General features: G+C 59.1%; 26 protein-coding genes. 7 read left to right on the top strand and 19 right to left on the bottom strand.

Annotated elements, in window-relative coordinates; all coding sequences use genetic code 11:
* Window positions 1–2: 2 nt before the first annotated feature.
* Window positions 3–1,013 carry a LacI family DNA-binding transcriptional regulator gene (locus EKM85_RS00530; protein WP_125584320.1) on the bottom strand — a complete coding sequence of 337 codons (1,011 nt, stop codon included), beginning with the start codon at window positions 1,011–1,013 and terminating at the stop codon, window positions 3–5.
* 457 nt (window positions 1,014–1,470) lie between these two features.
* Between EKM85_RS00530 and EKM85_RS00525 the strand changes: the two genes are divergently transcribed.
* Complete coding sequence (locus EKM85_RS00525) at window positions 1,471–2,892, top strand: DHA2 family efflux MFS transporter permease subunit (RefSeq protein WP_125584319.1); 1,422 nt, start codon at window positions 1,471–1,473, stop codon at window positions 2,890–2,892.
* A 146-nt stretch (window positions 2,893–3,038) separates the two neighbouring features.
* The gene (locus tag EKM85_RS00520) at window positions 3,039–3,860 is read left to right on the top strand and encodes a Cof-type HAD-IIB family hydrolase (protein ID WP_125584318.1); all 822 of its coding nucleotides are present in this window, start codon (window positions 3,039–3,041) and stop codon (window positions 3,858–3,860) included.
* Between the two features lie 48 nt (window positions 3,861–3,908).
* On the opposite strand, the gene EKM85_RS00515 is transcribed toward EKM85_RS00520, so the two are convergent.
* From EKM85_RS00515 to EKM85_RS00480, 8 genes are all read right to left on the bottom strand, one after another.
* Window positions 3,909–4,607, bottom strand: a complete 699-nt coding sequence (locus tag EKM85_RS00515; RefSeq protein ID WP_125584317.1) for an ABC transporter ATP-binding protein — start codon at window positions 4,605–4,607, stop codon at window positions 3,909–3,911.
* A gap of 15 nt (window positions 4,608–4,622) precedes the next feature.
* Window positions 4,623–5,747, bottom strand: a complete 1,125-nt coding sequence (locus EKM85_RS00510) for a hypothetical protein (protein WP_125584316.1) — start codon at window positions 5,745–5,747, stop codon at window positions 4,623–4,625.
* Window positions 5,748–5,760: 13 nt separating this feature from the next.
* A complete protein-coding gene (locus EKM85_RS00505; RefSeq protein WP_125584315.1) occupies window positions 5,761–6,885 on the bottom strand; it encodes a hypothetical protein in 1,125 nt (374 codons plus the stop codon).
* Entirely contained in the window at window positions 6,882–8,087 is a 1,206-nt protein-coding gene (locus EKM85_RS00500; RefSeq protein WP_125584314.1) for a hypothetical protein, read from the bottom strand. The genes EKM85_RS00505 and EKM85_RS00500 overlap by 4 nt, the downstream gene beginning before the upstream one ends.
* Window positions 8,080–8,775 (bottom strand): ABC transporter ATP-binding protein, encoded by a 696-nt coding sequence (locus EKM85_RS00495; protein ID WP_125584313.1) that lies wholly within the window; start codon window positions 8,773–8,775, stop codon window positions 8,080–8,082. The genes EKM85_RS00500 and EKM85_RS00495 overlap by 8 nt, the downstream gene beginning before the upstream one ends.
* Window positions 8,768–9,994 (bottom strand): hypothetical protein, encoded by a 1,227-nt coding sequence (locus EKM85_RS00490; RefSeq protein ID WP_125584312.1) that lies wholly within the window; start codon window positions 9,992–9,994, stop codon window positions 8,768–8,770. Before EKM85_RS00490 ends, EKM85_RS00495 begins: the two co-directional genes overlap by 8 nt.
* Window positions 9,995–10,158: 164 nt before the next feature.
* Window positions 10,159–10,632, bottom strand: coding sequence for an S-ribosylhomocysteine lyase (locus tag EKM85_RS00485; protein WP_125584311.1), 474 nt, complete (start codon window positions 10,630–10,632; stop codon window positions 10,159–10,161).
* 404 nt (window positions 10,633–11,036) lie between these two features.
* The gene (locus EKM85_RS00480; RefSeq protein WP_125584310.1) at window positions 11,037–11,990 is read right to left on the bottom strand and encodes a hypothetical protein; all 954 of its coding nucleotides are present in this window, start codon (window positions 11,988–11,990) and stop codon (window positions 11,037–11,039) included.
* Between the two features lie 137 nt (window positions 11,991–12,127).
* Here EKM85_RS00480 and nrdI point away from each other — a divergent pair, with 137 nt between their 5' ends.
* Window positions 12,128–12,595 (top strand): class Ib ribonucleoside-diphosphate reductase assembly flavoprotein NrdI, encoded by a 468-nt coding sequence (gene nrdI / locus EKM85_RS00475; RefSeq protein ID WP_125584429.1) that lies wholly within the window; start codon window positions 12,128–12,130, stop codon window positions 12,593–12,595.
* Here the strand turns inward: nrdI and EKM85_RS00470 are convergent.
* Window positions 12,583–13,467, bottom strand: coding sequence for an alpha/beta hydrolase (locus tag EKM85_RS00470; protein WP_125584428.1), 885 nt, complete (start codon window positions 13,465–13,467; stop codon window positions 12,583–12,585). The genes nrdI and EKM85_RS00470 overlap by 13 nt on opposite strands.
* 138 nt (window positions 13,468–13,605) lie before the next feature.
* Here EKM85_RS00470 and EKM85_RS00465 point away from each other — a divergent pair, with 138 nt between their 5' ends.
* The gene (locus tag EKM85_RS00465; RefSeq protein WP_164510617.1) at window positions 13,606–14,121 is read left to right on the top strand and encodes a MarR family winged helix-turn-helix transcriptional regulator; all 516 of its coding nucleotides are present in this window, start codon (window positions 13,606–13,608) and stop codon (window positions 14,119–14,121) included.
* Window positions 14,122–14,201: 80 nt separating this feature from the next.
* Here the strand turns inward: EKM85_RS00465 and apf are convergent, their stop codons facing one another.
* The 6 genes from apf to EKM85_RS00435 form a co-directional block, all read right to left on the bottom strand.
* Window positions 14,202–14,957 carry an aggregation-promoting factor gene (apf, locus tag EKM85_RS11405; RefSeq protein ID WP_164510616.1) on the bottom strand — a complete coding sequence of 252 codons (756 nt, stop codon included), beginning with the start codon at window positions 14,955–14,957 and terminating at the stop codon, window positions 14,202–14,204.
* 242 nt (window positions 14,958–15,199) lie between these two features.
* Window positions 15,200–15,868 (bottom strand): HAD hydrolase-like protein, encoded by a 669-nt coding sequence (locus tag EKM85_RS00455; RefSeq protein ID WP_125584308.1) that lies wholly within the window; start codon window positions 15,866–15,868, stop codon window positions 15,200–15,202.
* Window positions 15,865–17,031: a cation:proton antiporter gene (locus EKM85_RS00450; RefSeq protein ID WP_125584307.1), complete on the bottom strand. Its 1,167-nt coding sequence runs from the start codon at window positions 17,029–17,031 to the stop codon at window positions 15,865–15,867. The genes EKM85_RS00455 and EKM85_RS00450 overlap by 4 nt, the downstream gene beginning before the upstream one ends.
* A gap of 18 nt (window positions 17,032–17,049) precedes the next feature.
* Window positions 17,050–17,568, bottom strand: coding sequence for a GNAT family N-acetyltransferase (locus EKM85_RS00445; RefSeq protein ID WP_125584306.1), 519 nt, complete (start codon window positions 17,566–17,568; stop codon window positions 17,050–17,052).
* Between the two features lie 151 nt (window positions 17,569–17,719).
* A complete protein-coding gene (locus EKM85_RS00440) occupies window positions 17,720–18,049 on the bottom strand; it encodes a hypothetical protein (RefSeq protein ID WP_125584305.1) in 330 nt (109 codons plus the stop codon).
* Window positions 18,050–18,111: 62 nt separating this feature from the next.
* Window positions 18,112–19,011, bottom strand: coding sequence for a proline iminopeptidase-family hydrolase (locus EKM85_RS00435; protein WP_125584304.1), 900 nt, complete (start codon window positions 19,009–19,011; stop codon window positions 18,112–18,114).
* A 136-nt stretch (window positions 19,012–19,147) separates the two neighbouring features.
* Here EKM85_RS00435 and EKM85_RS00430 point away from each other — a divergent pair, with 136 nt between their 5' ends.
* The gene (locus tag EKM85_RS00430; protein WP_125584303.1) at window positions 19,148–21,493 is read left to right on the top strand and encodes an HAD-IC family P-type ATPase; all 2,346 of its coding nucleotides are present in this window, start codon (window positions 19,148–19,150) and stop codon (window positions 21,491–21,493) included.
* A 76-nt stretch (window positions 21,494–21,569) separates the two neighbouring features.
* Here EKM85_RS00430 and EKM85_RS00425 read toward each other — a convergent pair whose 3' ends face one another.
* Together EKM85_RS00425 and EKM85_RS00420 are read right to left on the bottom strand one after the other, a co-directional pair.
* Window positions 21,570–22,019, bottom strand: coding sequence for a universal stress protein (locus EKM85_RS00425; RefSeq protein WP_125584302.1), 450 nt, complete (start codon window positions 22,017–22,019; stop codon window positions 21,570–21,572).
* 404 nt (window positions 22,020–22,423) lie between these two features.
* A complete protein-coding gene (locus tag EKM85_RS00420; protein ID WP_125584301.1) occupies window positions 22,424–22,771 on the bottom strand; it encodes a hypothetical protein in 348 nt (115 codons plus the stop codon).
* A gap of 118 nt (window positions 22,772–22,889) precedes the next feature.
* Between EKM85_RS00420 and pepF the strand changes: the two genes are divergently transcribed.
* Window positions 22,890–24,698, top strand: coding sequence for an oligoendopeptidase F (gene pepF, locus EKM85_RS00415; protein ID WP_125584300.1), 1,809 nt, complete (start codon window positions 22,890–22,892; stop codon window positions 24,696–24,698).
* 138 nt (window positions 24,699–24,836) lie between these two features.
* Here pepF and EKM85_RS00410 read toward each other — a convergent pair whose 3' ends face one another.
* Window positions 24,837–25,331, bottom strand: coding sequence for a flavodoxin domain-containing protein (locus tag EKM85_RS00410; protein ID WP_164510615.1), 495 nt, complete (start codon window positions 25,329–25,331; stop codon window positions 24,837–24,839).
* 172 nt (window positions 25,332–25,503) lie between these two features.
* On the opposite strand from EKM85_RS00410, the gene EKM85_RS00405 reads away from it, so the two are divergent.
* Entirely contained in the window at window positions 25,504–26,004 is a 501-nt protein-coding gene (locus EKM85_RS00405; RefSeq protein ID WP_125584298.1) for a thiol peroxidase, read from the top strand.
* The last annotated feature ends 5 nt before the right edge of the window (window positions 26,005–26,009 follow it).

The following is a 26,009-nucleotide window of genomic DNA, read 5'->3' as shown; positions in this document are numbered from 1 at the left end:
TTCTATTCCTCCTTATGGTTGAGATTGCGATTATTGGTACTACCGCGCAGGATCAATTCGCTTTCCGGCGTGATCCGCAGCGGAAACTTTAAGCTGCCCTCGAGCTTGGTCTGCAGCAGCTGCACGGCTGCCGCGCCGAGCTCTTCGCTGCGCACCCGGACCGAGGTCAGGGCGGGGCTAACGAACTGGCCGACGTTAAGGTCATTGAAGCCGTAGACCGCGACCTGACTGGGCACTTTAATGCCGCGCTCGTGCAGCGCCTTCAGGACGCCGATGCCCATCTCGTCGTTGGCGGCAAAGATGGCGTCGAACTCACGTGCCGGGTGCTTGGCCAAGAACTGGGCGATCAGTTTGTACGCCCCGTTCATCGTAAAGTCGCCGGTAAGCGTCGCCGCAAGGGTCAGCCCCGCTTGGGCGGCAAGCTGAGGGAAAAAGCGCGTGCGCGGGTCCGCGAGGGCAAAGCCATCGCTGGCATGCTCTTGACCGGCGAGAAACAGCGGCCGCTTGATCCCCGTCTGCTTCATGTGCGCCACGACTTGCCCGATACCACCAGCAAAGTCTGGCACCACGCAGGAAATTTTGCGGGCCAGGACATCTTGGTCGATCACGATGAGCGGCTGATCGCGATTGGCGATCTTATCCAGCTGCGCCGGGCTAAACTTGCCCAGCGCCAGCACGCCAGCAAAGCGGCTCAAGCTCGGCATCGAATCGCCAGGAAAATAGCGCACCACGCCGAGGTCGACGGCCGTCAGTTCGGCCTCGACCGCCTGTCTGATCGTACTGTAATAATCGGTGCTCATTCCTTCGGCGTCGGGATACCACTGGAAGAGCGCCACCGTCCCGCTGCTTTTGTGGCGGCCTGTCGGTCTGGCATAACCCAAGGCCGAGGCAGCCTGAAGCACGTTTTTGCGGGTCTGATCAGTCACCGAGAAACTCTCGTCACGGTTGAGCACGCGACTGGCGGTCGTGATCGACACCTGGGCTGCCGCTGCCACATCTTTAAGTGTTGCCATGCACACGCCTCCTCTCTTTTCCAATTTTACTGAATAGAGGTAAAAAGTAAAGCGTATTTAGCGCTTACGTAGATATTTAAAGGTCGGGCAAAAAATATTCCTAGTCGTCAACTCTCTGAATTATAAGCGGTATGACAGCATCTATGACATTTTGTCAGGCGCCGTCAATTAACTAAAAAATTTACTAAAATATTTCTATAACTTTAATGATCGCGAGTCATCACGCGCCATCGTCAGTTGACCCGTGGTGGCAGTCTGCCTGGGCATTTTCTGAAAGTCATTGACTTTCACCCTCGCTGTCGTGTAAGATAAGCACTCGTTGGGCTTCGGCCCCAAACAGAACAAATCGCCGCACCATTCCGCCTATTATGGTGCGGCCAAGTCCCCATGGCCTTCGCTGTGGGGATTTTTGTGTGGTTTGGTAAGGGCAATCATTACTGTAAGGAGTTTTTAATCTATGGAAATGTCTCAAAGTTTGCCAAAAGCACGCGTGGAAATCGCCCATCCGGCCATGGCCATGCTGGGCCTCATGATTGGGGCTTTCGTCGGCATGTTCTCAGAAACGGCGCTGAACATCGCGCTGCCGTCGCTGATGGCGACCCTGCATGTCACGCAAGGCACTGTGCAATGGCTCGTCACCGGTTACATGCTCGTCATCGGCATCTGCATGCCGCTATCCAGTCTGCTGACCAAACGCTTCGCGACTAAGAAAATCGTCCTGTTTGGCCTCGGCGCCTTCCTCATTGGTGCCGTTATCGCCGCCATCGCCCCAAGTTTCCCGGTCCTGCTGTTGGGCCGGATGCTTCAGGGCATCGGGACTGGGCTTGTCTTGCCACTGATGTTTGCCGTTGCGATGCAGATCTTCCCGCCGTACCGCCTCGGCACCGTCATGGGCCTGGCCGCCTTAGTCATCATGTTCGCGCCGGCAATCGGCCCGACCATCACCGGGATCCTGCTGGGGATTTCATCTTGGCACGCGATTTTCTGGTTGCTAGTGCCATTTTTGGCGATTGCCTTCATTCTCACTGCTATTGCCATGGACACGGCTTTTGAGCAAAAAGCAGTCCCAGTCGACTGGCCTTCGATCATTCTTTCAACCATCGGCTTTGCCGGGATCGTTGTCGGGACCTCCATGGCCAGCGACGCAGGGTGGCTTTCCGCCCGCGTCATCATTGCCCTGGTCGTCGGTGTGGCCACCTTGGCCATGTATGCCATTCGCCAGCTCAACCAAAGCGCGCCGATGCTGAACCTGAATGCATTCAAAAACCGCGCCTTCACCACCGGGACCCTGCTGGTCATGCTCGACTTTGGCGTGATCCTCGCGTCGATGTACCTGCTGCCTCAGTACTTACAAAACGTGATGGGCCTGCCGGTCGCTATGACCGGCCTGGCAATGCTCCCAGGCGGGATCGTCAACGCCGCTGTCTCTGCGGTCGCCGGTCGCCTCTACGACCGCTTGGGCGCTAAATGGCTGACCCGCATCGGGTTCATCGTCGCCATGGTTGGCGTGCTGATTCTCATGGCAACAAACGCGCACAGCAGTCTTGGCCAAGTGATCGCCGGCCACATTATCTTGATGATCGGCGCTCCGCTTGCCATGTCGCCGGCCCAGACTTACGGGTTGAATTCACTGCCGGGCTCGCAAAGCGCTGACGGCAGTGCCATTCTCAACACGCTGCAACAGATCGTCGGCGCCGTGGCCACGGCCATTGCGACCTCGATGCTCGCCTTGGGGACCGCCAGCCGAGCTGGGGTTGCGGGCCTGACGACCGGCGCTCACCTGGGCTTTGGCTTCGTCTTGATTATTGCGTTGGTTGCCTTCGTGATTTCACTGGGCGTCAAGGGTAAGGTCAAGAGTGAAGACACTCCGCTGGACTAATCAGCTAACATTAAGACACGGCCTCGGGTAATCGTGAAAATCACGGTTGCACGAGGCCGTTTTTGCGACTGATCAACGAGCGCCAAAGTTTGGTATAATGAAACCGCTTGAATTGTTCCCACAACAACGCTCAAAGGAAGGTCACTATGTCACCTTACACTGTCTTTATGGATATCGATGGCACCTTGGTTGGGGAAAGCCAGTACCCAAGCAAGCGCGTGGTCGATACCATTGCCAAGTACCGCGCCCAAGGCCACCGCTTCTTCATCGCATCCGGCCGGCCACTATTTTCCGCCTCGATGATGGCAGACCGCATCGGCCCGGACCTAGACATCATCTGCTCCAATGGCACCGTCACCCGCATCGGCGGGCAGGTCGAGGCACAGCACCTCTCAACCAATGCACTGGAAGGCATCTGGCGGGTCGCCAAACAGTATGACTTACCCCAATACTTTTTCACCCTCGAAAAGGTGATGTACCTGACGCCGCTGCCGGCCGCGGTGTCCGCCGACGGCAAGCACCGCATCGCCGGTGAGGACCCCAGCAAGTACGTCGCCATCGAGACCCTGGAACAGCTGCGAGCCAACGCCGGCAAGATCATCAACGCCATCGCCATCGATCCTGACCTGGAGAAGATCGCCAAGGCCCGCGTGGCAATGAACGCGCTGCCCGATGTCGACGCCTCGAGCTCCTACGCGGACAATATTGAAATCACGGCGCATGGCGTGAACAAGGCCACGGCGATTCTGCGCGTGTGCCAGGAGTTGAATCAACCACTGGCGCGCACCATGGCGTTTGGCGACGGATCCAACGATCTGGAGATGTTAAAAACCGTCCATTACGGCATCGCCATGGGCAACGCCAACGAGAAAGTCAAAGCCGCGACCAAGTTTCACACCGCGGACCTGGAACACGACGGCGTGGCGGTGGCCCTGGACAAGTTTCTCGGCGGCGCAGCAGAGGACTAACGAGAGCACGATAAAAGCCCGGCAATTTGCCGGGCTTTTCGTGTGCGGCTAAGGCTCCAGCAGCGTCTCATCCACCGCAAACAGCTCATCGTACTTCTGCTGCAAGTCGATGGCCGCGGTCTGGTAGGTCTGCAGGTGCCCGTCCTTAAGGAACATGACCGAATCCGCCATGGTGGTCACATTGCCCAGCTGATGCGACGACATCAGGATGCTTTTCCCATGCTCCTTCAGCTGCGAAAAAATACGCGTGAACAGCTCGATACTGGTCGGATCCAGTCCGTTCAGTGGCTCGTCGAACAGCAGCAGGTCGGCCCCAGAAATCAGGTACATGCCGAGCAGCACGTGCTGCTTCATCCCCAGCGACATGCTGGCGACGCGCTTCTTGCGATACTTTTCCATGCGCAGCACCTTCACGACGCGGTCGACTGTCAGCGGGCCGCCCCAGACGTCCTTCACGTAGCCGAACAGCTCGTTGGGATTGAGGCCCTCGTACAGCCTGGCGGAATCCTCAAGGAAGAAGAGGTGCTTCAAGAACGCCTGGCGGTCGTGCCAGGCATCGTGGCCGAGCAGGCTCACGGTGCCCCGCTTGGGCCGCAGCAGGCCGGTCAGATTCCGCAGCAGCGTGCTTTTACCAGTGCCGTTGGGGGCCACGAGCCCGACAATGGTGCCGGCGTCGATGTTAAAGCTGAGGTCATCAAGGATCTGCTGCTTACCGTAGTTAAAGGATAAATTTTTCACTTCGAGCATCAGTACACACTCCTTTCACGCGGCCTGGCGCCGGTGGACGACAACGTGCCCAGCAATCAGGAAGACCGCTGCCCAGCCGAACAGCACCATTAACCCAAACAAGCCCTGACCGCCAAAGGGGCCGGCGGGGTAGGTCTGCTGGCTGGCCATTAGCATCCAGCTGATGTCAGTGTGACTGCCAGGCAGGACCTGCAAGGGGCCAGTAAGTGATGGTAACCACCTCACAACGGCTCGGCTCGGCAGCACGGCCACAGCGGCCAAGGCAAGCACCGTGACAATGAGATTGGCGTGCCACTGCTTAAGCAAGAGCGCTAGGCCGGTCAGCATCGCGATGATGGCAAAGATTCCCAGTAGGTAGAAGGCAAGCGCCTTGAACAACGGCACGATGACGGTTTGCGGATCAGTTTTGCCAGGCACCGTAGTCACCGAGAAGAAGGCGGTCTGCCACGAGCCCATCCCCACGCGCGCAATGACTGGAATCGCCATCAGCACCAGCGCCAGAAGCACCATGCCAAAGGCGGTCAGGCCGATGACCACCTGCTGATTGAACAGCACCTGATTCGGCCGCATCGCCAACAGCGCCGAGAACTCGTCACGTTTGCCGCGGCCCATGGTGGTCAAGAAGGCGACCAGCACCGCTAGCGCGAGCACAATGTACGTGCTGGTGTGGGAAAAATACAGCACATTGTTCAACAGGTAGGTCGTGAACGGAACCTTGGCGTCATAAAAGCCGTAAAAAGGGACGTGATGAGCTGCGAGATACTGATACTTAGGCGCACGATCGGGCTGGTCCCCGGTGGTGAGAAAGTGCGCCATCGCTTTCGCGTAAGCCATTCGATCGCCGGCTTTGACCGCTGCGTCCACTTTTTCCGCCAGCGGCAACAGCTTCGTTGCCTGCTGGTAGGTGAGGATCGTCGGCGGCGCCTTAGGACCGGCTTTGATCACCCGGCGAATGGCCGCAGTACTACGGACATCCATTTGGTCTTGGGCGTCCCGCCGCAGCGCGGTGGCCACGTTTGGCGCGTAGGACAGCCGCCCGCGCAGCATCGGCAGTAGGAACAGCGTTGCCATAACGAGGGGAATGACCCAGATCACTGGGCGCTTCAGGGCGAGCAGCCACTCCCATTTTTGTTGTTTCATTACTAGTCCCCCTTTAAAGTCGCTGCCGACGCGCGGCAACAATCAAGCTGACCGTCCCTAGCAGCGCGGCCCACCCCGCCAAAATCACCGGGCCCCAGCCCGGGGTGAGAATGCCTGAATTGCCCTGAGGCAGCAAGGTGGCCGCGGGGTCCAGGTACGCAAACGGCGCAAAGGACCCTAGTTGCAGAGTCGGGCCGGCGACGCACAGCGCCATTAGCAGCAGTAACACCACAAAGTAGTTGCCGATCAATTGCTGCAGCAAGCTGTTGACCGCCGCCATGAAGGCTAACAGCGCCAAGATGCTGAGCAGAAACAACAGCACGAAACGACCGGCCGTCATGACCTGGATGGCTTGACCTGTCGGTGAGAAAGCCAACGGATAGCGCGCATCCCCAACGCCGCTGGTGAGCACAGGGATCACCAGTGCCAGTGCGAACACCGTAATCGTGGTCGCACTGGCGATGACCCAAAACACGACTTGCTTGGCCAAAAGAATCGTCCCTTGCCGCAGCGGCACGAGGGCCGTGAACTCCCCGACGCGGCTGCGTTTATCCCAGATCAGGTAATAGCTGCTCCAAACGGCGATAAACAGCAGCAGCCAAAGTGCGGGCACGCCGCGTTGAAGCGTGCGCGCAAGGGCCAGGCTGGCCGGCAAATTGGTTGCGGCCGCCGGCATAAAGACTTGATGCCGCCTGACGAGGATTTTTAGCACCGCCGCGTCCTCTCGAGCCGGGAGGACATCCATCGGGGTACCGCCACTATCGACGTAGACGCGGCCGGCGTTGATCTGCGCCACCATCGACCGGCGCAGGCGGTACATCAGCTGAGTGAGCCGCCAAGGCGAAGCCTGGTTCTCAATGGCCGCGGTCAGATCGTATAGCTGATCCTGCTCCTTGCGCAGGTCCTCCTGGGTCGGCCGCGCCCCTTTCGCATCGGCTTTGGCTGGGGCCTTTTCCTGCTGCTTGGTATCAGCCTTCATTAGTTCTTGGAGGGCTGGCATTTCCGCGTCATAGCCGCTGCTAGGCGCCAGCCGCGCCGTGTTGGGCCACATGAGAAGCAAGGCGAACACGAGCGCGAAGCCCAGCCAACCCCAGTCGTGAAAATAACGCAAGCGCTCAAAGTAAAGCTGTCGTTTCACTGATTCTGCCCCCTTGGGTGCCACTTTAAGCGCAGCCAGCCCAGCCCTAATAGTCCTACCGTCCAGCCCAGTAGCACCGCGAGCCCGCCTCCCAACGGCAACTGGGGCCAACTCGCCTCATGCAGCAGCATTGGCGCGGGTTGCAAGTAGGCACTCGGCAAAAAGCGCACCACCGGCCGCACCACCGCCGCGGTGAGCACCACCGGAACCGCTAGCAAAATGACTGCCACGCCGCTGGCCAGGTGCAGGCCCATTTTCGCGGTATACAGGCTCACCAAGGCGCCCAACGCAGTCAGCAGGAGCACCGCCAGCACTATCAGACCGCCCCACCCCGCCGCAAACCGGCCCAGGGTGAGGACCGCCGCCGTGCGGCCATTAGGCGAGTAGATCAGCGGGTACGCCCAGTTCCCCCAACCGTCATGCAAGCCGACGATCACGAAAACCGTTGCCAGCGCCGCCGCAAGGACCAGCACCGCGAGCACAAAGGTCGCGCCGACCCGTGCCACCAGCACACCGAACGGCTCATGCGGCAGGGTCTGCTGCAGCGCTGTGGTGTGCTTGCGCTGATCCAGGGTGAAGCTTTCGGCCACCAGCAGGACGACCACCGCCAACAGCAGCAGCGTGGTTTGGCCGGACCGCAGCTGGGCGGTCAGGTAGCTGGCTGCCGGCAAGCGTGCCGCGTTAAAGAAGAGCTGGCTGCGATGCCGTTTCAATAAGGTCTGGTACAGCAGTACCGCCTTTTTGCGTCCCAGGAGACTAGAATCGGTCGGCTCGCCTTCAACGCGATACAATTCCAACCAAGCACCACGACCGGCCGCCGTTTCCTTGACCTGAAACCTGGCCAGCTTCAGCAGCAGGCGGTTTACTGGGTCCGGGTCCTGCGCACTCAACACTGGTGAAGCGACTAGCTGCGTGTCTGCCAGGTTGATCTCATCGATCAGAGTCTTCTGAGTCGTTTTGCTTTTCAGTTCTGCCTTGACCTGCTTGGTCTTTGGCTTCACCTTCTCGAGCCGATCGATGGCCTTGTCCAAGCTGCCCATCGTAGCGGTGTAATGGCCGAGTTGCAGCCCGGGACCATAGTTGTCGTCATGGATCTTCATGAAAAAGCTGGTCAGCAATAGCAACCCGAACGCCAGATAGATCACCACCGTTGTGCTGGTGCGCGCAAGGCGCTTGAAGTCGAGCCCAAACTGGCTAACCATGGGCCGCCTCCTGGCCCAGGAAGATGCGCGAGTACTCGGCCATCATGTCCTGCCCCGTGTTCGGCTCCGCGAGGATGTGCTGGTCCTTGAGGAAAAAGACGTCATCGCTGACCCGCCCGACGCTGTCCATCTGGTGCGAGGACACCAGCAGCGTCTTGCCGGCCGCCTTCAGCTGGGTGAAGATCCGTTCGAACTGCTGGATGCTGGTGGGATCTAGACCGTTCAACGGCTCGTCGATCAGTAGCAGCTGCGGGTCGGCCACCAAGTACATCGCCAGCAACGCGTGCTGCTTCATCCCCAGCGACAGGTCCCGGATCCGTTTGCGGTAATACCCGGCCACTTCCAGCTCGCCGACGGTATCCTGGATGCTGACGCTGGAATGCCACATTTTGCGCACGTATTTCAGATGGTCGGCCACGGTCAAATCGGCGTAGAGTTGGGTCGAGTTTTCTAGGAAGAACAGCTGCGCCAAATAGGCCGTCCGCTTGCGGTACAAGTCGATGCCATTGAGGTGCAGCACCCCCGGCCCACTGGGCAGCAGGCCGCACAAGCACCGCAGCAGCGTCGTTTTCCCGGTCCCATTGGGTGCCACTAGCCCGGTGATCGACCCGGCGGCCAATGTGAACGACAGGTCGCTTAAGAGGCCCTGCTTGCCAAACGCAAAATTCAGATGACTGACTTCAAGCATGCTGCTCGCCTCCTTTAACTCCCTTCCCCACGCGGCTGCGGCGGTGGTCGCGCCACCAGGTCAACAGGCCGCCCAGGCTCCAAACCACGATGATGAAGCCGCCATAGAGCAGTAGCCACTGCCAAGGTTGTTGGTTAATGAACTCCCCGCCGCGCGTCAGCATTTCGGGCAGCAGAGTGTATTTGGAAGGCAGAAAGTTCCAGGCCCAGTCAGGCACAAGACCAAGCAATCCTAGCTGCCGAGCAAACACCACCAGGCCCAGCCCAAAGCACATTGCGACCGGCTGATGGATCACTAGGCTGAACAGGTAGGCTAGGCCGGCAAGGAACAACGCCCAAAGATTGAGCACCAGCCACACCAAAAGAGTGTACTGCCACAGCGGCATGACCATCGCCTCACCGTGGACGTCGTAGCTGAACGGCACCATCAACGAGCCAAAATCCTGCCCCGGGATCAGCGCAAACACCACCATCGTGAGTGCCCAGCTGCAGACAACGGCAACGTTAAGCCAAAGCAGCGCTGGCAGCATTTTCTGTAGGGCCAAGATCACGTCGCTTTTGGGCACTGTGCGACTGAAGGCCGCAGTCCCGTCAGTGTGGTCACGGGTGTAGGTCAGGCCAAGCATCAGCACCATCAAGGCCAGCATCACCAGGAAGTAACGTGAATACATCAACTCGCGCGTGACGGCTTGCCCGGCGCCGCTATTATTGCCCATCATTGGAATACGGTTAATGTGATGCTTCACCAAGTAGGCGTAGAGCGCGCGCATCTGCATGGCTGACCGACTGCCCGAAACCGCAAAGTCCCCAAAATAGGCAATGTCTGGTAAATCGAAATCGTTCCACATCGGCCCGTCCTTGACCCCGCTGTCGAAGGCCTTCATGATCTGCCGGTCCACGGTCAGGTAGTCACCGCGGCGAAACGCCTTCAGCATGGTTTGATACCGCCGGCCAATCGCCCGCGTCTCGGCAGGGTTCTGGTTGCCGACGCCCTTTTCTGCCTGTGGTGAATAGTCCTTCGTGCCGCTTTCAAGTGCATGTTCCATATACCGCTTCTCAGACGTCACCGTCACCGGCCAGTAGTTGAACGTCTTGTAGTCGACGGGCACCGGCTGCCAGTGGATCAGCGGCACGATCAGCACTAAAAAGCCTGCCAGCAGGCCAACCAGCCCCAGCTGCCAAGGTTGCCTTTTCCACTCCAGCCCCACTGTGTGTTTCATCGCTGCGTCCCCCGCTGACCGCGTGCCCCAAAACTAAGAATTTTTCTCATTATACTACGATTAATTAATCGTATGCTCATTTTAAGCAAATAATTAAGCGCTTTCGGTCAGAGCCATCAAAAAAGGCGCCACCGCGAACGGCAACGCCAGCATGAAACTTCTTGTTAAACCTCGTGACGCTCGAAAGGATCGTCGGAAATGCCGCGGCTGAGGATCAGCTTCGCCCATTCCTTCGCGGAAAAGAGGCTGTGATCCTTGTAATTGCCGCAGGACTTGATGGTCGTGCCGGGCACATCGGCCCAAGTGATGTCGTTGGCGATGGCTTCCAGGCTCGACTTCAGCGCCTTGGCCACTTCCGTCGTGCTGTGCTCGCCCCAGGTGATCAGGTGAAACCCGGTGCGGCAGCCAAACGGCGAGCAGTCAATGACGCCGTCCATGCGGTCGCGCAACAGGCTGGCCAACAGGTGCTCGATGGTGTGTAGGCCCGCTGTGTCAATGGCGGCCGTATTCGGCTGCACGAGCCGGAGATCATAGTTGGAGATGGTATCCCCCTTTTGCCCGTGTTCCTCAGTGATCAAGCGCACGTAGGGTGCCTTGACCTTGGTGTGATCCAATGTGAAACTTTCGACTTTAGCCATGTGTAATTCCTCCTTAAAATATGAATGCCTGCGGTTAAATTGATCTAGCGAAGCCCGCGGCGCCCAATAGGGGTCCGCCTTCGCACCATCACAAAAAATCGCCCCTTGGCCGTGCCAATGCACGAGCCAAGGGGCGATTATCGCGGTGCCACCCTTGTTTGCGGCAAATGCCGCCTTGAGTACCAATCAGTACCCGGCAAGTTAACGGTTGCACCCGGCGCAGCGGCGTGAACCGCAACGCAGCTATTTGGAGTTCATCTTCGCCAAGCACCTGCGTCCCCGCTTTCACCATCCGGGGTCTCTATGCCGCTGCGCCTTGGTTACTCTTCTCCGCAAAGCTTCCTCAATCAACTATGCGGCTAGCCTACCGCCAGCGTTCGCCCTTGTCAACGGGAATTCTACCGCTAACGGCGCCGCGTTTTGGCCCCCCCGCGTTCCTCATTCTCGATCATCTTGGCCACCTGCTTGCGCATGACCATGCGCATCAAGGCCGCCGCCCCGGCCATTGCCAGCCCAATCAGCGCAACGACTCCCGCCAGGCGCTGCCAAGTCGGCGTGATTGCCGCCTGGACCTGCTGCACAATAACTTGGTTGATGCCGCCCAGATGAATGTACTGGCCAAGCGCCGGGATCGCGGCCATCAGGGCGCCCAACCCGGCAAGGAGCGCGATAATGTAGGTCAGCCGCCCGGCCACCCGCAGCCAGCGCTCCCACGAGTGGGCACACCAGCGCATGATCAGAAGCACCAAGCCGCCGAGGATCGCGCCAACAATTGCCGCCGTCTGACAAATCAAGACCAGCATGGGATAGGCGATGCCGATCCCGTGCGTCATCATCGTGTCCAAGATAATGGTGTTGAAATGAGTGGCGATCGCCTTTTCCACCGACACGCGCACCTCACCCGAGTAATCGACCGCGATCGTCTTGGCCGCGGCGGCCAAACGCCGGTTCAGCGGCTTGAGCAGCGGCTTCAGCGTCATTTTGCTGGGCTCTTCTGGATCCGTGCTGACAAAATCCCAGTCGATCCAGTGGCTCTTTTGCGGGACCTCACCGAAGTTGGCACTGATCGCCATCCCGGTTTGAATGCCGCGCTTGAGGGCCGGCTGCGCGATCAGCTGGGTGCCCTGCGGCAGCGCCACGCCCGCCTTAGCGGCCTGGCTCAGCGCGCTTTTATTCATCGCCTGCTGCAAGCTGGTCAGACTCGCCTCGTCGGTGACCACCTTGATCATTTGATCAGTGTCACCCAGTGTCATTGCCAGCCCTAGGCCAACGCCAAACACCACCAGCAGCACCGCATAAATCAATCCGAAAAACGCGAGCCAGCCTCTGCTGGTCGCTGTGTACCGTGCATGTCCCATCACAAATCCTCCACCGTCATTATACCCGACTCCGCGAATTTTCGCCGAGCCACATCTTGTGGATCAAGATTGTCTCACTACTACCGGTGGTGGCCAATTCGTGTTACATTAGGACGAGAGTCTTTATTAAAGGAGCCCTGACCGTGATCAATTTGTTATACATTTCAATCTCCGGGAACACCCGTGCCTTCGCCCAGCACTTAGCTAAATATGCCGCCCAGCAGCACGAGGCCAACGCGGCCCAGCCGTTGATCCACCTCGAGGAAGTCTCAGACGCGACCCAAAACGTTGGCGAGTCCGCCCCCTACTTTGTGATGATCCCCACGTACCTGGATGGTGGCAACGGCATCGACAACGGTTTTAACGAACTGATGACCACCGCGATGGGTGATTACCTCCGCGAGCCGGGCAATGCCGAATGGTGCCGGGGCATTATCGGCTCTGGCAACCGCAACTTCAACGAGCAGTACTGCCTGACCGCCAAAGAATACTGCAAGGAATTCGACGTGCCGTTCCTGGCCGACTACGAGCTGCGCGGTACCGACGCCGACGCCCAGCGCATTTACGCCCTGTTGGCCCAAATCAGCACGGCTCAATCGAAGTAGCGATCAAACCACCCGATCACCCGCTGCTGGTAACGTCCCGGTTCCACGGTCAGGCTCTGGGCGTGGCCGGCTTTCGGCACGATCCACAATTGCTTTGCGCTGTGGTCCGCGGCGTACTCACGGTGCACCATGCTAGTGGGGACAAACTTATCCCGCGCCCCGTGGATGAACAGCAGCGGCCGGGTGTTGTGGTTAAGCGCCGCAATGGTCGAGGCGGCAAACACGTTGTAGTGGGCCTTGATGCTTGCCGTTAGCGCCACCGCCGGGATCAACGGGTAGCGCGGCAGTGAGAACAACTGCTTGCCTTGCGCGGCTAGTTCGTCCATGATGCTGGTGTAGCCGCAGTCCTCGACAATTGCGACGACCTGCTTGGGCAGCTTTTCGCCGCTCAGATACATCACGGTGGCGCCGCCCATCGAGACCCCATACAAGCCGATTTGCGCACCCTGGCCAACGCGGTGGATCACCTTTTGCAGCCACTTTAGGTAGTCGAGCCGGTCCGCGTACCCGTAGCCGATGTAATTGCCCTGGGACTGGCCGTGCCCGCGGTCGTCTGGCGCCAGCACGTTGAACCCAGCGGCGTGGAAGAACCGGATCTGCCGCGCCATGTCCTCCTTCGTGTTCATGTAGCCGTGCGCGATCACCACCGTTTTCGCAGTGGCCTTGGCGGCTGGCACCCAGTCGGCGACCAGGCGAAGCTCACTGTGCGCGCCGGTCTCGGTCCACGTCTCTTTGGGCACGTGCTTCAGCCACTGCTGAGCGCGCAAAACGGCAGGTTCGGTGCGGTTACTGAGGAACGTCTTATGGGAAGGCACAAAGGCGTACTGGTAAAAATACAGCGATGCCCCCAGCATGCCAAGCGTCAGCAGCATGCCAAGCGCAGCAAGAATGATTGTCCATTTACGTTTCACGAGAGCCCTCCCTCGGGTATTGATCAACCCTATTAATAGTTGGCGCCATACTCAAATTACGTTAGACTAAATATAACATGAATGAGGAGGCAATTACGCATGGACGAACGGGCGCTTCGAGCCGGCTTCATCGAGATCTATTTCACCCTGATCAAACAGGTCGAGGCAGACCTCTCACGGCCACTCGAGAAATTCAAGCTATCCTTTGAACAATACCAAATTATGACCGACCTGGCCAGTAATGAGGCCACCAGCTTGACGGCGATCGTCGGCCGCCGCCACGTCACGAAGCCGGCGATCGCCAGGCAGCTGCGCGTGCTCCGGGACCTGGGCTACGTGTCGCAAGTCGCCGGCAAAACCGACCGGCGGCGCCGCATCTTGATGCTGACGCCATTGGGCAAGCGGGTCGAAGCCGAAGCGACAAAAGCCTCCTACGCAGCGTTCGACAAGTGGGTCGGCATGTTGGGCAAGGACAAGCTCATGGCGCTTCTAAGCATGTTGCAGGACGCGGCAGACCACCTCAAGGCGTGCAAAGCCGAGGAAGCGGCCGCCGCAAAGCAGTCACAGGTGCGTGGGCCCCGCCTGGTCGCGGACAATCGCGAGGTCACGGATTGACCTAGCACTAAACCGGCGAGGAACGTAAAAAGCCGAGACGCGATATCGCGTCTCGGCTTTTTTTCGGGCTTGATTGCTGATTAGTACCAGCCGTATGAGTTAGAGTGCGCCAGCGCATTGGCCCAGCTGCCGTAGCGGCCAGCAACATAGGCGTCCGCGGTGCGTTCCTGATTGGCGGCTGAGAGATCGCCGTGCAGGTAGGAAACGGTCAGCTGGTAGCGGCCGTAATACTGGCCGTTGCGGGCAGTGTAAGAGCCGCCGGATTCGCGCTGGGCGATGGCCGCCTTCGCTGCCGCCTCACTCGTCGACGTGGCGGCGTAGGTCCGCTGCTGCACCGGAGCCGCCTTGACGGTCTGCCGCGGGGCGCTGACAACCTTAGGGGCTGCGGCTTGCGTAGCGGCAGGCCGCGCTTTGGCCGGCTGGGCAGCAGGCGCACCACTGAGTTTCAGAACTTGGCCAACGCTGATCATGTTGGCGTTTTGAATGCTGTTCAACTGGATCAGGGTGCTTTGGCTGACGCCAGTGTGGGACGCAATGGCAGACAGCGTGTCGCCCGCTTTGACGGTGTAGGTGGCCGCTTTAGCAGTGTCATCCGTGACCTTGAGTTTCTGGCCAATTTGGATGACGTTCTTATCGGCCAGTTTGTTGGCAGCTGCCAACTTGGCCACGCTCGTATCGTTTGCTGCGGCAATACCAGACAGAGTGTCACCCGACTTCACAACATAGTCATTCGTGGTGGCAGCGTCAGTCGTGTTTGGCTGCCCAATCACAACCGCGGTACTTAATGCTGCTGCCGTAGAAAACAGCCATGCTAAATGTGAGTTTTTGATAATCATTCACTCCTATATGAGATTTATGCAGTAACGTTCAACGCTTACTATGTTAACGGGTCAACATATCAGTGTCGCCACAGGCATGTTACGGTTCAGCCACATTTTGTCTTATTGTCATGAAAATGTCGCATAACGGTGGCGAAATCTCACAGTGAGCCAGGCAAAAGCGCCCTTGCACGACGGTCCAGTGAACGGATCGCGGGGCAAGGGCGCCTGGTGATTGCGGCCAGAGTGGCCTCGAGCCGTCAGCTTATTGGCGGCGTTAGTAGTTTCGCCGCGGCTTGCGGCAGCTCAGCGGGGCTGGCAACAATGGCATCGGCGCCAGCCGCCTGAAGTTCAGTCGCGGTCCCGAACCCATACGTCACCCCTAAGGTCTTGACGTGATTATTGGCCCCGCCGATCATGTCGGTGTTGCGGTCGCCAATCATCAGGGCCTGGTTTGGGTCGGCGCCGCTTTGGGTCAGTGCATACTCAAGCACGGCCGTTTTGGACGAGCGGATTCGTTCGTCCATCGTGGCACCGTAAAGACCGGTAAAATAGCGGTTCAGGTCAAACCGCTCGGCGATCTGGTCGACCATCGGCTCCGGCTTGGCGGAGGCAATGTTCAGCTGATAACCCGCTGCCTGCAGCTGGGCCAGCGCGGCCAAGATCCCGGGATACAGGGACTGCTGAAAGATGCCCTGCTCCAGGTAGAATTCGTGGTAATACTGAATCGTTTGGTCGATTTCACTTTCACTCAGCGCGGGGTAATACTGGTGCAAGCTGCTGCCCAGCGATGGCCCAATAAACAGCCGGTAAATGTCGTCTGAAAGCAGCGGCAGGTGCGCCTTTTGGATCATGTAGTGGATGCTGTTGATGATGCCTTCCTGCGAATCGGCCAGCGTGCCATCAAGGTCAAAAAACAAAGTCTTCAAGAATTTTCCTCCAAGGGGTGGTGACGGTTCAACGCGTCTTTTAGCATAAAGGGTGCGATCAGGGTCGTCAAGATGATCACGATGATCACGCTTGAGTAAAAATCCCGGTGCAACAGGTGGGCATCAAACCCGATTTGGGCGACGATCAGTGCCATCTCCCCGCGGCTGACCATCCCCGCCCCGATAATGTTTGCCTCGTGCCACGACATGCCAGCTAACTTGGCCCCAGCGCCGCACCCGAGCCACTTGGTCAACAGCGCGAGCACCGTCATGATGGCGATAAACCAGAAATCGCGGCCAAGGCTATCCAGGCGCATGTTCATGCCGATCGAGACGAAGAAAACCGGAATGAACACGGCGTAGCCAATTGACTCCAGCGCCTTGTCCACTTCTGTCCGGTACTTGGTCTCACTCACCGCCACGCCGGCAAAAAAGGCGCCGATGACCGCAGACAGGCCGAAGAGATCGGCCAGGTAGGCCATCCCTAAACACAGCAGCAGTGACCCGATCGTCACCGAAGCGGCGGGCAAGAGGTGCTCCGCCAGGTGCATGATGAAGGGCGCAAGCCATTTTACCACCAGAAAAATCAGGCCGAAGAACGCCAGCTCCTCTAGCAGCGTCAGCCACAGCGGCGTGTCCACCGTGCTGACGCCCGTGCCAAAAATACTGACGGCAACACTGAGGATGATCACCGTAAGGATGTCATCCACCACCGCCGCCCCAAGGATGGTCGCCCCGCTTTTTGTGTCCAGTGCGTCAAGTTCCTTGAGCACCTCCACGGAGATCGACACCGACGTTGCGGCGTAGGTGATACCGAGAAAGGTGGCCGCCACAAAGGAAAAGCCCCACGCCTGCGCAAAGGTGAAGATCACGAACACCGGCACGATCACACCGATCACCGCGACCAGCACTCCTGGCCGAAAGTACTTTTTCAGCAGCGTCAGGTCGCTTTCCAAGCCGGCGATAAACATCAGCAGGATCACCCCGATCTCAGAGAATTCGTTGACCATCGTGCTGGGGTGGATCCAGTTGAGCAGCGCCGGGCCAAACAGAATACCGGCCAACAGCTCGCCGATCACGGCGGGGATCCCAAGTTTTAGGCTAAAATGGCTCAGTACGACGGTCGCCGCAAGGATCAGCGCTAGCGTTCCTAAGTAGGCCATGGCTCCTCCTTTACAAAATTACGGCAAAAGCAGTTGGTACGCGTTGCGTTCAGGGACTGGCTCGTCGAGGTACACGATCCCGCGAAAGGTGAACCCGTTGCCTAGGATCACGTGCTGCATGATCTGGTTTTGCGCGTGCGTGTCGATGCGCAGATCACGGAACCCGCGCCCGTATGCTTCGGTGATCAAATTCGACATGAAAAGCTTGCTGAGGTGCTGACCGCGCACCTTCGCCGAGACGGCGAAGCGGTGGATCATCATGTACGGCAGCGCCCCCTGCCAGCCGGCGCCGTCGATCTTACCGTAGAACGGATCCGGTCCCTCCAGCAGGCTGGCATTCCCAGCCACGACGCCGTCGACGATCAGCAGGCGGTTCGTGCCTTTTTGAATGTCGGCGGCGACTGCTGGCTGGTCGGGATAAGTGCCCTGCCACTGGTTGATCCCCTGGGCGTGCAAAAAGGCCCGGGCGTCCTCGATGATGCCCATAATTGCCGGAATGTCCGCCTGCGTGCCCTGCCGTACATAAATTGTTGTCATTATTTCTGCCCCGAATCGTTAATAATATAGTAGCCCCATTGTCGCGCAAAAGCCGATTCTTGGCAATTAAGGCCAGCGTACACCAAAAAGCCGGGCCCAGCGCGCAAATTGGCGCTGGGCCCGGCGGTGACACGCCGGAATGGTCAGTTGCTCACTCGGTTGGTGATTCTTCTTCAGCCATCAGCTTCATTGGTGGCTTGGGGCCGTGGAGCCGCCCGTGGCGCCCACAGTGTGGCCCGTGGCCGGCGATCATGGCACGCAGTTTGGCCTGCTTGGTCCGCTCTTTTTCCGCCTTGAGCTTCTGGCGGCCCAAGATGATCTGCGTGGTCCCGACGATCATCAGGGCGATCGGCACCACATGGATCACCGCAAGCGGAATCAGTAGTTCGGGATCCTCTTGCAACATCGAGTTAAACGTATGCACTGGTTCAGCAGCAGTATCTGCAATCTTGTTGACTAACGCTTTCGTGTCTTTGAACATGAGCATCGCCTCCTGCCTTCATCATACCAATATCAGCGAAAAATGTAACCGCTAACGGCGGCTTATTTACGGTGTGCTGTCAGCCACTCCCCAAGGTGCTGGAAGTAATCGACTGGGTTGTCCAGCATCTGACCGTGGCCGGCGTTAGGGGTAACGTGCAGGGTCGCAGCGGGCAGCGTTTGGGCCATCCGCCTGGCCGCCTGCAGCGGCATGGTCTCGTGGCCGCCAAACGTCAGGTAGGTCGGCGTCTTGATCCGTCCAAGATCCTTGCGCCGGTCCCAATCCTTCAGGGCCCCGACCATGACAAACTCATTATCACCCTGGAAATAATTGTAAACTGGCGTCGCCATCGTGGCGATCAGGTGCCGCGGCTGCGGGTCAGCGGCATGGTGCAGGTACTGCTCACCAAGCACGGCCACCAGCGCCTGGTACTTTGGCTCGGCAAACCGGTGAGCAGCCTCGATGTCCTTCATGTACGCGACCTGCGCTGGCGTGAACATCCGCTCGCGGATCGCGTTGATGTTCTCAATATATTCCGCCAAGTTGTCGATCATCGAGCTCAAGATCAGCCCCTGGAGGTGCTCACCGTACTTCAGCGCGTACTCGATCGCCAGGACCCCGCCCCAGCTTTGGCCCAGCAGAAAGAAATGGTCGAGCCCCAGCTGCTGGCGGACCGCCTCCACCTCATCCACGTAATAAGGGATGTTCAAGAACTGCGCGCGCACCGCCGGATCCGTCCAGTCCGGCTGGTCGGAGTACCACGACCCCAGCTGGTCGTAGCGGGTCACTTGGACCTGGTACGGTGCCAGCCGCTCGGCGAAGTTTTCAAATACTTCGTTGGTGCCCCCAGGCCCGCCGTGCAGCGTCATCAGCTGGATCGTGCCGGTTCCGCGCGTTTGGGTCCACAAATGATAACCGTTTGCCAGCGTGACAAACCGGGTGCCGTTCGGTGCTGTTTTCATCGTCATCAACTCCTATGGTCCTTATTATGCACCTTTTTAAAACCCGGCGGTGCGCCTAAAAATCTCTTAAACAAGGCGGAATTGCTTCAGGGCCAGCCGCGATCCGCTAAAATGGAGGAAGAAAGGAAGTGGCGCAATGTCAAATGCGCAAACCCCGCTAACCGGCCTGACGGCGGCGGTGGTGGCAGAACGGATCGCGGCCGGGCAGTACAACACCGCCAGTGCCAGCCTGACGCGCTCACCCAGCGCCATCATCAAAAGCAACACGCTGACACTGTTCAACTTCGTCAACCTGGCGCTCGGTATCCTGATCGCCACGACCGGCAGCTACGCCAACCTGCTGTTTCTGGGCGTTGCGATCATCAACACCGCCATCGGGACCTTTCAGGAGTTACGGGCAAAGCGCCAGATCGACCAGATGACCATCCTCGCCGAAGCACCGGTGCGAGTGCTCCGGGATGGCCAAGAAACCGCCGTGACTCAGGACCAGCTGGTGTTGGGTGATCTGATCCGGTTGCGGCGCGGCGATCAGATCCCGGTGGACGGTCAGGTCCGCGAAACCCTTGGTGCAGAGGTCGACGAAAGCCCGCTCACTGGGGAGGCCAACGCCATCACCAAACAACCGGGCGATCCGCTGCTATCCGGCAGCTTCATCGTTGCCGGCCAGGTCCTGATGCAGGCTACCGCAGTCGGCGAGGCCACGTTTGCCGCCAAGATCACGCACTCCGCAAAGGCCGACCGCCACAAGCAAAGCCAGCTGCTGGCGACCATCGACCGCATCATTCAGGTGCTGACCTGGGTCTTGATCCCCCTGGGCGTCGCTTACTTCACCGTCGCCATGATCCGGCGCGGCAATTACGACCGTGCGATCCTTTCGACCGCCGCGGCCATGATCGGCATGATTCCCGAAGGACTCGTCCTGCTCACCAACGTGGCCCTTGCTGTTTCCTCGCTGAACTTAGCCCGCAAGCGGGTGCTAGTCCGGGCGCTGCCGGCCATTGAAGCCCTGGCGCGCGTAGATGTCATTTGCTTGGACAAAACCGGGACGATCACGTCAGGCAAGCTCCGAGTCGCCGGGATCTACCCCGAAAACGGGACGGACGAAGCCACTGTTGCCGCGGCCGCGACCGCTGTCACCTATGCCTTAAACGACGATAACGAAACCGCCCTCGCCATCAAACATGAGTGGCCGCAGCCGGCGAGCTTGACGACCACGACCACGGTCCCCTTTTCCTCGGCACGCAAGTGGTCCGGGGCGACGTTCTCGGATGGCCGCAGTCTTCTGATCGGGGCCCCTGAGTTCATTTTCGGCGGCGCACTGCCGACTGCGGCGCGTTCGCACATCGCGGCGGCGACCAAGGCGGGGTTTCGGGTGCTGGCCGTCGCGGAAACCCACCAGGGACTGGCGATGCCGCTGCAAGGGCTGCGGCTGCTCGGCTATTTGACCATTGCCGATGAGGTGCGCCCAGCGGCCGCAGAAACGCTGGCCTTTTTTGCCACGCAGGACGTGCAGCTGAAGGTGATCTCGGGCGACAACCCGCTCACCGTCGCTAACGTGGCCCAGCAGGCCGCCCTGCCGCACGCGGAACAGGCCATCGACATGAGCACCGTGGGCGAGGACGCCGACTTCGGAACCCTGGCCGCCACTTACACCGTGTTTGGCCGCGTCACACCGCCGCAGAAAAAGCAGCTGATTGCCGCCCTGCAGGCGCAGGGCCACACGGTCGCAATGACCGGCGACGGGGTCAACGACGTGCCGGCCCTGCGCCAATCCGACTGCGCCATCGCCATGGCTAGCGGCGCCGAAGCGGCTAAGTCGATTGCCGATTTCACCCTCTTGGATTCAAACTTTGACGCGATGACCGGCGTGCTTAACGAAGGCCGGCGCGTGATCAACAACATTGAACGCGTCGCTTCCATGTACCTGATCAAGACCATCTTTTCCGTGATTCTGACGGCGATTTTTGTCTTTCTGCCGCTTGATTACCCCATCACCCCAATCAACCTCACCCCGGTGTCGGCGATCTGTGTCGCCATCCCGTCCTTCTTCCTGACGCTTGAACCGAACTTCATGCGCGTCACTGGTCGGTTCCTGCAGAAGGTCATGACCATCGCCGCGCCGGCGGCTCTGGCAGTGGTCCTGTACACGTTGCTGCTGACGCGGTTCGAGTACGTGTTCAACTGGTCGTTTGCCCTGACCTCAACGCTGGTCGTCTTTATGATCGGCGTGATCGAGTTGCACGTGGTCCTGCTTGTGGCCAGACCGTTCAACCGCTACAAGGTCGGCTTGGTCGCGCTGATCGGCCTACTTTTCTTCCTGACCTTCTTCGTCTTTAATCACGTCTTCTCGCTGACCACGCTATGGACATGGGACCGTGCCTTCTTCTACGTCCCCTTACTGCTGTCCAGCATCCCGGTTTACCTGCTTTTGCAGGAGCTGCTGGGCCGCCGCATCCTGGCGAAGATCAATTGGCGATTCTAGTGGCCGACTCGCCGCACCCGGTGGCCCACCAAAAAACGCCCCGGCTCAGCATTAAGCTGAAGCGAGGCGTTTTTGATTACGCGCCGGGCGCCGCGACGATCAACACGTCGCAGGGTGCATTTTCGGTCACAAAACTAGCCACCGAACCGATGAACATTCTCGCCGCCAGTCGCTTGCTGGCACGGCCGAGAATGATCAGGCTGCTGTGATAATCCCGGGGGGCATCAAGGGCAATCACGGTGCGGGGATTGCCGAAGCGCAGATGAACGTTGACCTTTAGCCCACGCTTGCGCAACGGTGCAGCCTGCTCTTCAAGCTCGATCTCCGCTCTGGTCTCCGCATTGTAGAGGATCGTCCCGTCCACGTCCGGCTGCTGGGCAAAGCCCACGTTATAACTGCGCGTGTCGATCACGTACAACAGGTCCAGTTCCACATCGTCAACTTCCGCCAGCGCAGCGGCCTTTTCCAGCGCCGCCGCCCCAGCCGGTGAGCCGTCTAAGGCCACCAGGATCCGCGTCTTCAGCATCCAATCACTCCCTTCTGCCTTATTTGTATCACACTGTTCTAGGCCGTGGGCAGCAATAAGGGCTGGTCTGCGCGCCTTGTTTATCGGGCTGCGAATCGGCAATGGCCGAGCGTCGGGCTAAGAGCGTCGACCCTTCGCACCTTCTTCTAACTGGGCTGCGGGGCGACAACGCCCGAGCGGCTAGCTACGCTCACGGCCTCGCCGCCAAAGTGCGGCGGCAAGGCCGTAAGCTAGGCTACCCATCCCGCTAAGAGCGTCGCCCCTTCGCACCTTCTCTTAACTGGGCTGCGGGGCGACAACGCCCGAGCGGCTAGCTACGCGCTATGCCTCGCCGGCAAAGAACACCGGCAATGCATAGCGCTAGGCTAGCCGTCGGGCTAAGTGCGTCGCGCCTTCGCACCTTCTTAATAGTACCGGCTGTGGTTGAAGAAGTTCAGCTTGGCCACCACGGTATTTGCATCGGTGAATGTGGCCGGCACCACGAAGAGGCCCAGGGCGTCCAGGTGCTTGTGGACGTTATTGGTCACGGCCGTTTCCAGCTCTGCAGGGTCCAAATGCGGTGCCTTGGCCGCGGCCAGGGTCATTAGTTCATCCAGATCGATCGTGATCGTATCAACGAAGTGCGCGTCCAGCTGGGCGTAGACCTCAGCAACTTGCTGATCCACAAAGTCGGTGATGAGTTTGAATAGGTCGGTATTTTTGGCCTTCAGGTTGTAATAACGGGTTACTAATTGGTTGTTATCGATTGTCATAGGGTGACCTCCGTTTTCTGCTTGGACCAAGTGTACCAAAAAAACCGCCGAGTTTCTAAACTTGCTTGCCGCGGGCCATGCTATACTGAGGCCAACCAAATTCAAGGGAGTGGGAGACATGACGCAAGCACAACCGGCGCGCCGCGAGGTGGCCCAGGAGACCACTTGGGATCTGACGCCGCTGTTCAAAAACGAGACTGCCTTTAACGAGGCGCTGCGCAGACTCCAAGAGCTGACCGCCGACTTCACTAAAATGTACCGGGGCCAGCTGACCGCGGTGCCGGTTATTCTCGACGCGCTTGGGGATTACACGACCCTCCAGGAGTTGGCCGACCGCATCATGCACTACGGCTTTTTGCCCCAGGCCGCTGACACCGGAGACCCGCAGGCCAACGCGCGCAATCGCAAGGTTCAAGCCCTGCTCGCTTCAACCGACGCCAAGTTGCAATTTTTCCAAACTGAGCTGCAGGCGCAGCCACTGGCCGTTCTGGACGGGGTCGCCGCCACCAGTGAAGACAACGCCGCCTTTATCCGCCACGTCAAGCTGGCCAAAAAGCAGGCCTTGCCGCTGCCCGCGGAAGAGGTCCTCGCTGCGCTGGCTCCCGCGTTAGACGCCCCAAGTCAAATGCGCAGTCAGGCAATTTTTGCCGATATGGATTTCGGCTCGTTCACCGTTGCCGGCAAGACCTATCCACTGTCCTTCGTGCGCTACGAGGAGGAGTACCAAAAGCACCCGAACACAGCCGTCCGGCGCGCCGCCTACCACCAATTCTGCAACGTCCTGGCCAAGTACCAGAATACGATCGCTGCCGGGTATTACAACCAAGTGGCCAAGGAAAAGACCATCGCCACCATGCGCGGCTACGATTCGGTCGTCGATTACCTGCTGGCGGACCAAGAAGTCTCCCGTGATATGTTTGACCGTCAGATCGATGGGCTGATGGCTGGCCTTGCGCCCGTGATGCGCCGCTACGTCACGCACATTAAACAGCTGTGGGGGCTGGATCACATTGGTTACACCGACCTTCAAGTGGACCTTGACCCCAGTTACGCCCCTCAAGTCACGCTAGCCCAGGCACCGCAGGCCATCAAAGACGCGGTGGCGCCGCTAGGTAAGGACTACCAGGGCCTGATCATGCGCGCTTTTTTTGCGCGCTGGGTCGACTTTCCCGCCAACCGAGGCAAGGAGTCCGGTGCGTTTGCCTCCGGGGCCTATGGGGTTCACCCTTACATCCTAATGAGCTGGAGTAACACACTGCCGGCACTCTACACGCTGGTGCACGAGCTGGGCCACGCCGGCCACTTCAGCTTGGCCGAACAACACCACAGCATTCTGGCCGTTTTTCCTTCCACTTACATCGTCGAGGCGCCCAGCACCTTCCATGAATTACTACTGACGCATAGCCTGATCAACAAGGCGGCCGGCGATCTGCGGCTGCAGCGGTTTGCGCTGAGCCGGCTGCTTTCGGACACGTACTTCCACAACTGCGTCACCCACCTGCTTGAGGCCGCCTTCCAGCGCGAGGTGTACACCTTGATCGACCGCGGCGAGACGTTTGATGCCGCCACGCTCAACCAACTGAAAAAAGGGCTGCTGAAGCAGTTCTGGGGCGATGCGGTCGATTTAGACGACGGCATGCCGGAGCTGACATGGATGCGGCAAAGCCATTACTACATGGGGCTGTATTCCTACACCTATTCCGCCTCCATGGTGGTTTCCACCGCCGCTTACCTGAAGGTCCGCGCAGAGGGCCAGCCTGCCATTGCGCACTGGCTGCAGTTCCTCGCCCTCGGCGACACCAAGCCGCCGCTCGAAGCGGCCAAAGTTGCGGGCGTCGACATCAGCACGGACCAGCCGCTGAAGGCCATGATTGCATTCCTCGACGACACGGAAAAACAGATCGAGCAGCTCAGCGCCAACCTGTGAGGCGTACGCAAATTTGACGGCAGAGGCATACGCCGTTTTCCCAGTTCTTTGGTTAAAAACCACCGCCAGCATTACGCCAAGCGGTGGTCACCAGAGTCTTACAATAATTAGCAGCAGACCGAGAAGACGTCCTTTCGCCTAGATGATGCCCTGTGCCTCCAGCCGGTCAACTTCCGTCAAAAGCGGCCGCACCGCCCCCATTCCGCACACTGGCGGCTTGGCCCTCAGCTTGCGTTTGGCTGAGTAGTAAGGCAACCTGATGCGCAGCGGCATAGCACTGGGATCCATCTGCCCGTTGAAGTAAAACAGCTGCGGCTGCCGCTTGCACTGGTGAAACGTGTGCTGGCGCATCAGCTGCATATCAACTTGCTCAGGCGGCAGCAGCCCCGTGCCAAACACGATCAGCTGCTGCGGCAAGGCCAGCTGATACTGCTGGTAAAAGGGCCGAAAGCCGAGCACCCCGCTGCGCTTGGTGGCGTGCGCGCCGTAAATCACTAAGCGAGTGTGGATCAGATCATTCGTCGTCACAAACGCGGCATCCAGCACCTCACAGTGCAGGACCCGAGCGATCCACAACGCGTAACCCTGCGTAAAACCGGTCTGCGATGAATAGACGATGACAGTTTTACCCATAGCGTTCTCCTTATGAATTTGCCCACTGATACAGGCTAATTGTAGCAAGACGGCGGTCAGCGATGCCACTTTCAACCTCTGGCAAACCCCCAGGGATATGCTACACTGGAAGAGAACTGGCCTGAACGCCGCAGCCAGTTGGGTGTCGTCATATTCAAGGAGGAATCTCATCATGCAAATTACGCGTCACGGTGAAGTAGAACAGACCACTGGCGAACCACCGTTGATTGGTCACCCCTTACCAGTATTTCAGGCAACGACCGCAAACGGTGCCCCGTTCGATCAGTCGCACCTCAAGGGCCGCTACAGCCTGATCTCGGTGGTGCCTGACATCAACACCCGCGTCTGCAGCATCTCCACGAAAAACTTCAACCAGTCCGCCGACCGCTTCGCCGGGGTCAACTTCTACACGATCTCGACGAACACCAGCGCGCAGCAAAGCGACTGGTGCGCAAACGAGGGCGTGAAGAACATGAAGTTGCTGTCGGACACAGAAGGCAGCTTCGGCCGGGCAATGGGCCTGTTCGTTGAGGCGAACAACACAGACGCCCGCAGCGTCTGGATCACTGATCCGACCGGTAAGATCGTTTACCGAGAGCTGATTTTGGAGCAAACGCAAGAGCCCGATTACGACAGTGCCCTCGCCTACCTCGAGACGCACGCTAACCGCTGATCACC

It is taken from the genome of Lacticaseibacillus jixianensis, from assembly GCF_003946485.1.
Classification (GTDB): domain Bacteria; phylum Bacillota; class Bacilli; order Lactobacillales; family Lactobacillaceae; genus Lacticaseibacillus; species Lacticaseibacillus jixianensis.
The sequence above is the reverse complement of the archived record's forward strand: the minus strand, read 5'-3'. Positions and strand labels throughout refer to the sequence as shown.